Here is a 12,333-nt window from a genome sequence, read left to right as displayed (position 1 = left end):
TTTCGTCACTGATGTCGGGATGTGGCGCAGTTGGTAGCGCACGTGCTTTGGGAGCATGGGGTCGGGGGTTCAAGTCCCTCCATCCCGACCATTGTGGTCGTATAGCTCAGCTGGGAGAGCACCTGCCTTACAAGCAGGGGGTCATAGGTTCGAGTCCTATTGCGACCACCATTTTCAAAAAATTAAATATTGTGGAGGGATACCCAAGTGGCCAAAGGGGGCAGACTGTAAATCTGTTGGCTGTCGCCTTCGATGGTTCGAATCCATCTCCCTCCACCATTGAAAAAAAAGACCGTGAGGTCTTTTTTATTTTTCTCCTTCAAATATCTTGACATGGTAAAAAAGTGTAGTATAATATTATTTGAAAGAGAAAATAATTATTTATTAATAAAAATTTGATTAAGGAGGAATCTTTTATGAGAGAAATGACGAGACACAATCTTAGTGAAGCCTATGCAGGAGAGAGCCAAGCTCACATGAGATATCAAATTTTTGCTGATGTAGCTGAAAAAGAAGGCAAACCTAATATTGCAAGACTTTTCAGGGCTATTTCCTATGCTGAATTGGTACATGCCACAAATCATTATAAAACTCTTGGAGAAGTTGGAAATACAGTAGAAAATCTTGAAAAAGCTATAGAAGGGGAAACCTTTGAAGTAGAAGAGATGTATCCTGCTTATAATGCTGTTGCAGAACTTCAAGAGGAATCTGGAGCTAAAAAAAGCATACATTATGCTATTGAGGCTGAAAAAATACATGCAAAATTGTACACTGAAGCAAAAGAAGCAGCATTAAAAGGAGAAGATATAAAGATATCAAAAGTTTACATATGTCCTGTTTGCGGATATACCTCTGTTGATGTATTGCCAGAAAAATGTCCTGTATGTGGAGTTCCTGGAGAAAAATTTGTAGCATTTTAAATATAATTTTTTAAAGAAAAGAGCATGTTTTAGCATGCTCTTTTTTGATGCAAAAATATTTGACATAGTAGATAAAGTGTGCTATAGTAGACATCAGAAAATTTAATAACATGCTCTTATCAAGAGAGGTGGAGGGAAAGAGCCCGATGAAACCCAGCAACCTGTCCTATAGGACAAGGTGCTAATTCTCTCAGAAGCATGCTTCTGAAAGATGAGGGTATGTGCCTCTTCTTTTGGAAGGGGTTTTATTTTGTTTTTAAGGAGGAATAGAAAAAAATGCGTAGACTGTTTACATCTGAATCAGTCACAGAGGGGCATCCTGATAAAATTTGTGATCAGATTTCTGACGCAATATTAGATGAAATTTTGAAAAAAGATCCCTATGCCAGAGTTGCTTGTGAGACTGCTGTAACTACCGGTTTGGTTTTAGTAATGGGAGAAATTACTACTCAGTGCTATGTAGATATTCCGAAAGTTGTAAGGAAAGTAGTAGAAGAAATTGGCTATACTAGAGCAAAATTCGGTTTTGACGCTGATACTTGTGCGGTTATCACTTCTATTGATGAGCAATCACCGGATATTGCCCTCGGTGTGGACAAGGCATTAGAAGCTAAAAGAGGAGAACTTTCAGATTCGGAAATTGAGGCTATTGGCGCTGGAGACCAGGGTTTAATGTTTGGTTTTGCTTGCGATGAAACAGAAGAATTAATGCCTATGCCTATAATGCTAGCTCACAAGCTTGCAAGAAGACTTGCGGAAATTAGAAAGAACGGGACATTAAGCTATTTAAGACCAGATGGTAAAACACAAGTAACAGTAGAGTATGAAGATGACAGGCCTGTGAGGGTAGATTCTGTTGTAGTATCAGCTCAACATGCACCTGAGGTTGACCATGATACTATTGAAAGAGATATTATTGAACATGTAATAAAACCTATAATTCCTGAAAATATGATAGATAATAGGACTAAAATTTTTGTAAATCCCACAGGAAGGTTTGTAATTGGTGGACCTCAAGGTGATAGCGGACTTACAGGAAGAAAAATTATTGTAGACACCTATGGCGGATATGCAAGGCACGGGGGCGGAGCTTTTTCTGGTAAAGACCCTACAAAAGTTGATAGATCCGCAAGTTATGCTGCAAGATATGTGGCAAAAAATATTGTGGCAGCAGGACTTGCTAAGAAGTGTGAAGTGCAATTAGCTTATGCGATAGGTGTTGCTACACCTCTTGAAATAGGTATTGATACTTTTGGCACAGGTAAAATATCAGATGAAAAGATTTCGGAAATTGTAAAACAAGTTTTTGATTTAAGACCTGCAGCTATAATTAGGGATTTAGATTTAAGAAGACCTATTTATAGACAAGTTGCAGCTTATGGCCACTTTGGAAGACACGACTTAGACCTCCCATGGGAGAAAACAGACAAAGTAGATATATTAAAAAAGTTGGCAGGAATATAAATTTGAAAGCCCGGGTAAACCCGGGCTTATGGCATTTTTTATATATCTTTTTTAATGCCATAGAATTTATGTTTTGTAAACGCTTCGCTACCTTAATTATACCACAAAAATTGAAAAAAAGAAATGAATTGGCTTTAATTTGCTTTAAATATAAGGTAAAATTAAATAAAGAAAAGAATTAAAACAGGAGAATCGGCTATGATTGACATAGAGGGTGTAGTTGAAGAAATAATTTTTAGAAATGAACAAAATGGTTATACGGTTTTAGAATTAAGTACCCAAGGTTTAGTAGTCACTGCTGTAGGTTATATGCCTTATGTAAACATTGGGGAAAGAATTAAAATTGAAGGAGAATGGGTAGAACATCCTGATTATGGTGAGCAAATTAGGGTTTTAAATTATGAAACCTTGGCTCCCACCACTTTAGAAGGAATAGAAAAGTTTTTATCTTCTGGCTTAATTCCTGGAATAGGTCCTGTTACAGCAAGAAAAATTGTAAAAAAGTTTGGCGTTGATTCTTTAAATATAATTGAAACTGCACCAGAAAGATTAAAAGAAATAAAAGGTCTAAGCGATGAGAAGATAAAAAGAATTTGTGAAGCTTATGAAATGCAAAAGGGCATAAAAGAAGTGATGGTATTTTTGCAGGGGTACGGTATTTCCACTACAATGGCTATAAAGATTTATAAAGAATACGGAAACAACGCGATTGAAATTATTAAGCAAAACCCTTACAGATTGGCTGACGATATATTTGGAATAGGATTTAAAACTGCAGACAAAATAGCAGAGAACCTAGGAGTTGACCCTCATTCTCTATATCGCATATCTTCTGGTACTCGATATGTTTTGATGCAGTATGCGGCAAATGGTCACACCTATGTGCCGAAAGAATTGTTAAAAAAAGAAGCAGCAAGTTTGTTAGAAGTAAGCGAAGAAGAAGTAGAAGATTCTTTTGTGCTTTTAGTACAAAATGAAAAAATACATATTGAAACTTTTGAAGATAATACTGTAGGAATCTACTATATACCTTATTATATAGCTGAATTACACACAGCAGAGAGATTGTTTAACATGACACTAATGGAAAATGAAGATTTAGGTTTAGATGTCCAAAAAGAAATTAGAAATTTTGAAAAAGAAACAGGTATTTTGTTGGCAGAAAATCAAAAATTGGCTGTAGAAGAAGCTGTTAAAAATTCTGTTGTTGTCATAACGGGAGGTCCAGGCACAGGAAAGACTACGATAATAAATTGTATAATACGTATTTTTGAAAAAGCTGGTAAAAAAGTGGCTCTTGCAGCCCCAACAGGAAGAGCCGCAAAAAGGATAACGGAAGCTACTGGAAAAGAGGCGAAGACTATTCATAGGCTTTTAGAATATACTTATTCGGAGGAAGAAGGGAAGGGCTTTAACAAAAATGAAAAAGACCCATTAAAATACGACGTTATAATAGTTGACGAAGCTTCAATGGTAGATATATTGCTTATGAATGCTTTATTAAAAGCCCTACCTATAGGGGCAAAACTGATTTTAGTAGGGGATGCTGATCAGCTTCCATCTGTTGGAGCCGGAAATGTCCTAAGAGATATAATAGACAGTGGAATAGTAAAAGTGATACGTTTAAAAGAAATTTTTAGACAGCAAAAGCAAAGTTTGATAGTAGTAAATGCTCACAAGATAAATAATGGAGAATATCCAACCTATAACGATAAAAATAGTGATTTCTTTTTTATAAATGCTAACACCCAAGAGGATATATTAAAAACCATATTGGAGCTTGTGACAAACAGACTTCCTAAAGCTTATGGATTTCACCCTATTAATGATATTCAAGTACTTACCCCTATGAGAAAAGGGATAATTGGTGTTCACAATTTAAATTTAGAGCTGCAAAAAGCATTAAATCCCCACGACAAAACTAAAGCCGAAAAAATAATGAAGGAGTTTGTCTTCAGGGTAGGGGATAAAGTGATGCAAATAAAAAATAATTACAAGATAAAATGGAAAAAAGGCGAGGAAGAAGGAGAAGGAGTGTTTAATGGAGATATAGGAATAATCCAATCAATAGACGAAGAATTACAGGAATTGACTGTATATTTTGACGATGAAAAATTTGTCACTTATGACTTTTCTGATTTGGATGAACTAAATTTGTCTTATGCTATAACAGTGCACAAAAGCCAAGGCAGTGAATTTCCTGTTGTCATAATGCCAATTACTTATGGGCCTCCTATGCTACTTACAAGAAACCTTTTGTACACTGCCGTTACAAGGGCAAAGAAATTGGTTATTTTGGTGGGTCAAGAGAAATATTTGAAATTTATGATTGACAACAATAGAATCTCAAAAAGATATTCAGGGCTTCTTTCAAGGCTTAAAAAAGCACTTTTGTATGTAAATTAAATTTTGCATTAAATAAAAGGGAATTTAGTGTAAAATGATAATTTTCAATTAATTTTAACAGAAGAGTGCCGATATAGATTATAAGAAAAAATATTGTAAGGGGTAAAAAGATGATTTTTTTAGACCTTTTATTTCCACCAAAAACAACCTGTATTATTTGTAAAACTGCTATAAAAACAGGATATTTATGCGACAAATGCAAAAGCACATTAAAATTTATTGAGGGTAATAGGTGTAATATTTGTGGTAAACCAATAGACTATGAAGGAACATGTCTTGATTGCTTAGAGCATGGCCATGAATTTAAACAAAATATAAGTCCTTTTGAATACGATGGTGTTGTAAAAGACTTAATAGGGCGGTTCAAATATTTCAAAGAAAGAGAATTGGCACCTTTTTTTGCAGACTATATGGCTGATGCAGTTAAAAAAATGGACTGGCCTATCGATGTCATAGTACCTGTTCCTCTTCACAAAATTAGACTTGACGAAAGAGGTTACAATCAGTCAGAACTTTTGGCAAGAGAACTTTCTTATCGGTTGAATATTTTTATGTCTAAAGCTTTAAGAAGAGTGAGAAATACAACAACACAGACTGCTTTGCACAAAGAAGAGAGGATAGAAAACGTAAAGGGTGCTTTTAAAGTGACTTACAAAGATACTATTGTTGGGAAAAATGCGCTACTGGTAGACGACGTGTTGACAACAGGTGCTACTTTGGACGAGTGTGCCAAAGTCTTAAAAGAAAATGGGGCAAAAGATGTATATGTGGTTACTATAGCAACTGGCAAAAATATGTGATGGGGAGTTTGAAGTATCAAAAAGGGGATGAAAAGAAATGGAAATAAGAAATTGTAAAAGGTGCGGAAGGCTTTACACGTATACAGGAATTGATTTATGTCCAGAATGTTATAGACAGGATGAAGAAGATTTTATGAAAGTGCGGGATTATTTAGATGCTCACCCTTCAGCTACCATGCTGGAAATATCTCAAAATACACAGGTTTCTACAAAGAAAATAATGGATTTTTTAAAGGAAGGCAGGCTTATTTTAACCTCTAATAACGTCAATATAGGTCTTAGGTGCGAAAAATGTGGTAAACCAATACTTACAGGTAGGTTTTGTGACGAGTGCAAAACCAAATTAGCTAAGGAACTAATGAAAGGCTATTCGATTCAATCCGATGACAAAGAAGAAGAAAAACAAACAGGAGAAAGGCTGTACGTTTATGAAAACCAAAAAAGAAAAAATGATTTTTATATTAAACTTTTAAATTATTAAGTCGATATTAGTAGTACGGGGGTGTTAAAAATGAAAATTTATAACAACAATATTGAAAAAATAATGTCAGTTTATCGAGTAGATCCGGTAGAAAAGGTTACCAGCAAGAAAGCGGAGATAAAAGATAAAGTTGAGATATCAGAAGAAGCAATTAAACTTGCACAAAGTTCAATTGAATTTGAAAAGATTAAGAATCAAAAGATTGAAAACATAAAGTCAATGCTTAATGCAGGAACTTACAATGTAAAAGCTGAAGATGTGGCGGATGCTATTCTTAAGGGAATATTGTTGAATAAAAAAATTTAAAAAGGGTGTGCTGGCAATGGCTAATAGCCAAAAGCTTGTAGATGTATTAAGGGGAGAAACAGAAATTTACAAAGTTTTATTAGACTTAGCGATAAAAAAAACTGATATTATAATTGCAGGGAAAGTAAAAGAATTAGATGAAATAGTTCAAATAGAGAAGCAACTTATAAAAAAACTTATGGAATTAGAAGAACAAAGAGAGGATATATTGGAGAAGATTGATATAGAAGGCAAAATGACAATAACCGACTTGATAGAATCCATTTCTTCAGAAGAAGCAGAAAACCTAAGAGATATCAAATATAATCTGACTAATATTTTAAAAGAACTTGAAGAAAGAAACAAATTAAATGCTGCTTTAATTGAACAAGCGTTAGAATATATAAACTATTCTATTCAAACAATATCAAGTGCCTTAGAAAGTGATGATGGTGTTTATGGGAATAGTGGCAATATAAAAAGATACACCAGCCTAATTGACAAAAAGGCATAGGGGGATGAAGATGTCTACTTTTCAAGGATTAGAAATAGCAAAGACAGGATTGTTTGTAAGCCAAAAGGCTTTGGATGTCACTGGACACAATATTGCAAATGCTAATACTCCTGGGTATACTCGTCAAGTAGTAGATATGGCCTCAATTGCACCACCCACTACTTTTGGCATGTATGACCAATGGGGAAAAGCCATAGGAGAAGGCGTAAAAATACAGGATATAAGACAAATCCGCGACCAATTTTTAGACAACCAATTCAGAAGGGAAAATAAATTTTTGGGTGAATGGGAAACAAAAGCCCAGGTTTTAGCTGCTGTTGAAGATATATTTAACGAACCTTCGGATAGCGGAATAAATACAGTGCTTAATGACTTTTTTAATTCCCTTCAAGAGTTATCCAAGAGTCCAGAAAGTTTGACGGTAAGAGCGGAAGTTAGAGAGCGAGCTATTGCTCTTGCTGATACTTTTAATACTGTATATCAGCATCTTTATGATAAATTAAACGAATTGAATTCCACCATACAAAGTAGGATTTCAGAAATAAATTCTTATGCCGACAGAATAAGCAAATTAAACAATGAAATATATAGATTTGAACTTACCGGACAGACAGCAAATGACCTAAGAGACCAGAGAAATCTCCTTGTCGATCAGCTTTCTAAGTTGGTGAATATTACTACTTATGAAGATTCTAATGGAAATTTCAGAATCGACATAGCTGGACAAGCTTTAGTTGATGGGTCGACTGCTTTTACTATGAGTATGGATAGCACTGGAAATGTCGTATGGGATTTGACGGGAACCTCTGTAAACCCTTCAAGTGGTATATTAAAAGGCTTACTTGATATGAGAGATGGAGATGGCACCAACGGGATAAAAGGAGTACCCTATTATATAAATGAATGGAATAAACTGGCATATAGCATATCGAAGGAAATAAATGCTGTCCACAAAGCAGGCTATGGGCTTGATGGTTCTAATGGTACACCGCTTTTCACTGATTTTGCAGATCCATATGACTCTGGAGTTAAATATGCTCAGTTAATTAAAGTGGATTCAGCTATTCTCGATTCAAATGGCTTGCAAAAAATAGCTGCTGCATCAAGTACGGCTACTCTTCCGGGCGATAACACAAATGCATTAAAGCTTATTGCTTTAAGGGATCAAGGTAATGCGGTACTAAATGGAGCCACATTTGATGACTTTGCAAGGTCATTAATATCAAATCTTGGAGTGGATGCACAGCAAGCAAACTTAATGCAAAAAAATCAGGAAGTCATGGTAAAACAAATTGATTTAAACAGACAATCGGTATCTGGTGTATCTTTAGATGAAGAGATGACAAACATGTTAAAATATCAGAAATCCTATGCTGCTTCTGCAAGAGTGATAACAGTTATGGATGAACTTTTAGATACTCTTATAAATAGGATGGGCATTGTAGGAAGATAATATGTCATCCTGAGACGAAGCCGAAGGATCTCAGACCCAAGAGGAATACCATACAGTATTAGACTAAGGCAGGTGTAAAAAATGAGAATTACAGATAACATGCTTATAACGAATTTTTTAAACAACTACAACAATAACCTTGAACGATTACAAAAAAATCAAAACATGTTATCTACAGGCAAAAGAATATCGAGGCCTTCTGATGACCCTGTTGCAGTAGCTACAAGCCTACGTATTCGAACAGATATGGCAAGTAATGATGCTTATACCAAAAATGCCGATGATGCAAAATCCTGGTTGGACATAACTGATACTGCTTTAAGTCAATTGAATGACCTGTTACAACGCACAAGAGAATTAGCAGTTGAGGGATCTAATGGGACTTTGACACAAACAGATATGCAAAAAATAGCTAACGAGATAGAGCAGTTAAAAGCGCAGATGATACAAGTAGGGAATACTCAATACAATGGAAGGTATATATTTGCAGGTTTTAAAACTACAACCCAGCCTTTTAGTGAGACCAATAATTCTTATAGTGGTGATAATGGTGTAATAGAGTTTGAAGTAGGAGCAGGAGGAAACAAAATAGCTGTAAATGTAACTGGAGATAAAGTTTTTAATGTAGATTCGACAGGAATTTCTCAACTTCTTACTGTGATGGATAAACTAAAAAATGCATTAGACTCGGGAGATCACCAGGCTGTAAGTAATTTAATAGCTGATATAGATAAACAATTAGAAAATGTACTGGCTGTAAGAGCAGAAGTAGGTGCAAAATCAAACAGAATTGACCTCATACAAAACAGGCTCCAAAATGATAACTACAATTTTACAGTTCTTCTTTCAAAAAATGAAGATGCAGATTTGGCACAAGTTATTACAAATCTCAAAATGGATGAAAATGTGTATAGAGCATCCTTAGCGGCAGGGGCTCGTATTATGCAGCCCAGCCTTATAGACTTTTTAAGGTGATAATATGAACATAGTGATACATCAAACTTTTGGCAGGATAGGTATAGAAACTTTTCCTGCCCAAATTTCTATAGAAAGCCAAAAAGCAGACCTTGAAATAAAACAAATACCTGCAAAAATGGAAATAGACCAAAAACTTCCTCAGGTACATATAGATCAGTATCAATGTTTTTATGAAGCAGGCCTTAAAAATATTTTTGACCTTGTACATGACGAGGCACAGTGGAGCAAGCAAATAGCTTTAGAAGAAATAGGTAAAATTGCTGAAGATGGAGACACACTTGCATCAATAGAAAATCATCAAGATGTAATTGTAAGTTTAAGTGAAAAAACCCTGAGTCAGGATATAGACTTCAACGTTGACCTTATGCCAAAGTCACGGCCCCAAATATGGTTTGAAGGATATTTAAACATAAATTGGCAGTTAGGCGGCGTAGAAATAAAAGCGACACCCCACAAACCTCAAATATCAGTAGCACCGGCACATGTAAACATATATATAAGACAATATCCATCAATAAAGATACAATATGTAGGAAATAATGTCGATAGGAGAATATGAAAGCGAGGAATTAATATGCGGATAAATACAAAAAACTTTGGAATCATAAAATACAATCCTGAAGACGTAATTTACTTCGAAGAAGGAATACCAGGCTTTGAAAACTTACACAATTTTTTAATAATCACTGACAACAAAGAAGACATGCCTTTTAAATGGCTTCAAGCAATTGATAATACAGATATAGCCTTTGTAATTATTGACCCTAAAGTTTTTAAACCTAATTATTCTTTTGAAATTGATGAAGAATTAATACAAGCTCTTCAAATAGAGGATGAAAATCACCTTCTTATATACGTAATCGTAGTAATCCCCGATGAAATAGAAAAAATGACAGCAAACCTAAAAGCCCCTATAATTATAAATGCTAAAAATAACAAAGGCAAACAAGTTATTCTTGACAATGATGAATACTTAATAAAGCATCCAATATTGGAGGAACTTAAAAATGCTTATTCTAACGCGTAAAGTAGGTCAATCCATAATTATAAGGGAAGATATAGAAATTAGAATATTAGAAATTGACGATGGTCAAATAAAATTGGGGGTTACTGCGCCAAAAAATATATCTGTTTTAAGAAAAGAGCTTATAGAAATCAAAGACGAAAACTTAAAAGCCGCATCTGTAAACAAAGAAGCTTTGAGTAAAATAGAAAAATTTATTAAAAAACGCTAAAGTAAATTAAAAATATATCGATATATATAGTGGAAACAAAAGATAAAGCAGTTGGCCAACTGTGGACCTTAAAAACTTAAAAAGGCAAGGATGCCAAATAAAAAATTCAAGGAGGAAGGATTATGATTATCAACCACAACTTAAGTGCGCTAAACGCATGGAGAGCACTTTCAATTAACACTGCAAACACACAAAAAGTGTTAGAAAAACTTTCATCAGGTTACAGAATAAACAGAGCAGGGGATGACGCAGCAGGCCTCGCAATTTCAGAAAAAATGAGAGCACAAATAGCTGGTTTGAATCAAGCTCAAAGGAACGCTCAAGATGGTATATCACTCATTCAAACAGCGGAAGGTGCATTAACTGAAACTCATGCAATACTTCAAAGAATGAGAGAACTTGTTGTACAGGCAGGTAACTTGGGTACCAATCAGAGCGAGGATTTACAGGCAATTCAAGACGAAATAAATCGTTTAAATGAAGAAATTACAGGTATTAGCCAGCGTACTCAGTTTAATGGAAAAACGTTACTTAATGGAGATTATTCAACTACAGCATTGGTATTTCAAATAGGTGCTAATCAAGGACAACAAATGAGTTTAACAATTGGTGCAATGGATGCTAGTACCTTAGGAGTGCAAACCATATCTGTAACAACTTTCTCAACTTCTGCGGATATTGATGCTGCATTGAGTGCGATTGATAATGCCATTAATACGGTTTCTTCTCAGCGTTCTGCTTTAGGTGCTACACAGAATCGTCTAGAACATACAATTAATAACTTAGGTGTAGCTTCAGAAAACTTAACAGCTGCAGAATCCCGTATAAGAGATGTAGACATGGCAAAAGCGATGATGGAATTCACAAAAGACAACATACTAAATCAAGCAGCGACAGCAATGCTTGAGGGAATGGCAGCATGAGCCATTTCTCACAGGCGTCCTGAGAAGCAATTCTCAGGAGTATCACCGGGTGAATTGCTGGAAAAGTCTTAGAGCCCTTTATACCACAGCATAGCCGGAAACGGCAGGTGCGATGGTTTGAAAAATAAAGGGATTGGCCAACCAGCAGCCAAGCTCCTGTACCGAAAGGTTGGAGAAGGTTCAACGATCAGGACATACCACCTATGGGCATAAAGCCTATGGTGATGAAGTCCGTAGGGTTAAAAGATTTAGCCCGAAGCGCCCGGCTCCTATCAGATGACTGATAGGATGAAGATATGATCTATTCGGTATCCGAAAGGAACCGGCCTGGAGAGCTCAGGCAAATCAATTACCACAGACTGTTTTACAATTACTCAGATAATAAAAAGGGAGGCTTTGCCTCCCTTAAATCATATTTTGGCTTTTAATTCTCTTATATTTTCTATATATAAACATACAAGTCCTACTGGTTCATTGAGCAGTTTATGTTGTCATAATTTATTGCTTTCTTTTTGCTAATATAAAATTTTCCATACAAACCTGAGAATATTGGATAAGAGATTGATTTTAAAGTGTTGTTTTTATCGATTTTGAAACCCAAATCTTTTAATTGTGTATATTTCCATGATCTATATTCATATTATTCTTGAGAAAAGTGTTCTCTATAATAAGCATTTCTTCTTCTTGGGGCATGTGACAAATTTCCATCTCCTAAAATACTACCAAAAATAATGTTTAATTGATAATTGATTGGATGTAAGTCTGGAATACTCGAGAGATGTTTGGCTTCTTTTGCTTTTAAAATAAATTCATGCTGTCTTTACATATATTCTTTACTTTTTCTAATATTATATTTTGATGCTAATCTCCTGAG

General features: G+C 35.1%; 13 protein-coding genes, 3 tRNA genes and 1 riboswitch. All 16 genes read left to right on the top strand.

The window, feature by feature from the left end; translation table 11 throughout:
- The first annotated feature begins 15 nt into the window (after window positions 1-15).
- Window positions 16-91 (top strand) — tRNA-Pro (locus tag THESIDRAFT1_RS00270).
- 4 nt (window positions 92-95) lie between these two features.
- Window positions 96-171 (top strand) — tRNA-Val (locus THESIDRAFT1_RS00265).
- A gap of 22 nt (window positions 172-193) precedes the next feature.
- Window positions 194-279, top strand: a tRNA-Tyr gene (locus tag THESIDRAFT1_RS00260).
- A 137-nt stretch (window positions 280-416) separates the two neighbouring features.
- Window positions 417-920, top strand: coding sequence for a rubrerythrin family protein (locus THESIDRAFT1_RS00255; protein WP_003866895.1), 504 nt, complete (start codon window positions 417-419; stop codon window positions 918-920).
- Between the two features lie 113 nt (window positions 921-1,033).
- A riboswitch (SAM riboswitch) is annotated at window positions 1,034-1,138 on the top strand.
- A gap of 58 nt (window positions 1,139-1,196) precedes the next feature.
- A complete protein-coding gene (gene metK / locus THESIDRAFT1_RS00250) occupies window positions 1,197-2,384 on the top strand; it encodes a methionine adenosyltransferase (RefSeq protein WP_006569129.1) in 1,188 nt (395 codons plus the stop codon).
- Between the two features lie 198 nt (window positions 2,385-2,582).
- A complete protein-coding gene (gene recD2 / locus THESIDRAFT1_RS00245; protein ID WP_006569128.1) occupies window positions 2,583-4,790 on the top strand; it encodes an SF1B family DNA helicase RecD2 in 2,208 nt (735 codons plus the stop codon).
- Window positions 4,791-4,900: 110 nt separating this feature from the next.
- Window positions 4,901-5,590 (top strand): ComF family protein, encoded by a 690-nt coding sequence (locus tag THESIDRAFT1_RS00240; RefSeq protein WP_003866891.1) that lies wholly within the window; start codon window positions 4,901-4,903, stop codon window positions 5,588-5,590.
- 37 nt (window positions 5,591-5,627) lie between these two features.
- A complete protein-coding gene (locus THESIDRAFT1_RS00235; protein ID WP_006569127.1) occupies window positions 5,628-6,071 on the top strand; it encodes a TIGR03826 family flagellar region protein in 444 nt (147 codons plus the stop codon).
- A gap of 30 nt (window positions 6,072-6,101) precedes the next feature.
- Window positions 6,102-6,377 (top strand): flagellar biosynthesis anti-sigma factor FlgM, encoded by a 276-nt coding sequence (locus tag THESIDRAFT1_RS00230; protein ID WP_006569126.1) that lies wholly within the window; start codon window positions 6,102-6,104, stop codon window positions 6,375-6,377.
- 16 nt (window positions 6,378-6,393) lie between these two features.
- Complete coding sequence (locus THESIDRAFT1_RS00225; protein WP_006569125.1) at window positions 6,394-6,870, top strand: flagellar protein FlgN; 477 nt, start codon at window positions 6,394-6,396, stop codon at window positions 6,868-6,870.
- A gap of 10 nt (window positions 6,871-6,880) precedes the next feature.
- Window positions 6,881-8,323 (top strand): flagellar hook-associated protein FlgK, encoded by a 1,443-nt coding sequence (gene flgK / locus THESIDRAFT1_RS00220; RefSeq protein WP_006569124.1) that lies wholly within the window; start codon window positions 6,881-6,883, stop codon window positions 8,321-8,323.
- A gap of 81 nt (window positions 8,324-8,404) precedes the next feature.
- Window positions 8,405-9,298, top strand: a complete 894-nt coding sequence (gene flgL, locus THESIDRAFT1_RS00215; protein ID WP_006569123.1) for a flagellar hook-associated protein FlgL — start codon at window positions 8,405-8,407, stop codon at window positions 9,296-9,298.
- Window positions 9,299-9,302: 4 nt separating this feature from the next.
- Window positions 9,303-9,860, top strand: coding sequence for a DUF6470 family protein (locus THESIDRAFT1_RS00210; RefSeq protein ID WP_006569122.1), 558 nt, complete (start codon window positions 9,303-9,305; stop codon window positions 9,858-9,860).
- 15 nt (window positions 9,861-9,875) lie between these two features.
- Entirely contained in the window at window positions 9,876-10,328 is a 453-nt protein-coding gene (fliW, locus tag THESIDRAFT1_RS00205) for a flagellar assembly protein FliW (protein WP_006569121.1), read from the top strand.
- Window positions 10,309-10,536 (top strand): carbon storage regulator CsrA, encoded by a 228-nt coding sequence (gene csrA / locus THESIDRAFT1_RS00200; RefSeq protein ID WP_006569120.1) that lies wholly within the window; start codon window positions 10,309-10,311, stop codon window positions 10,534-10,536. The genes fliW and csrA overlap by 20 nt, the downstream gene beginning before the upstream one ends.
- Window positions 10,537-10,658: 122 nt before the next feature.
- Window positions 10,659-11,459 carry a flagellin Hag gene (gene hag, locus THESIDRAFT1_RS00195; RefSeq protein ID WP_006569119.1) on the top strand — a complete coding sequence of 267 codons (801 nt, stop codon included), beginning with the start codon at window positions 10,659-10,661 and terminating at the stop codon, window positions 11,457-11,459.
- Window positions 11,460-12,333 lie beyond the last annotated feature (874 nt).

Source organism: Thermoanaerobacter siderophilus SR4 (genome assembly GCF_000262445.1).
In the GTDB taxonomy this organism is placed as follows: Bacteria; Bacillota; Thermoanaerobacteria; order Thermoanaerobacterales; family Thermoanaerobacteraceae; genus Thermoanaerobacter; species Thermoanaerobacter ethanolicus.
The sequence above is the reverse complement of the archived record's forward strand: the minus strand, read 5'-3'. Positions and strand labels throughout refer to the sequence as shown.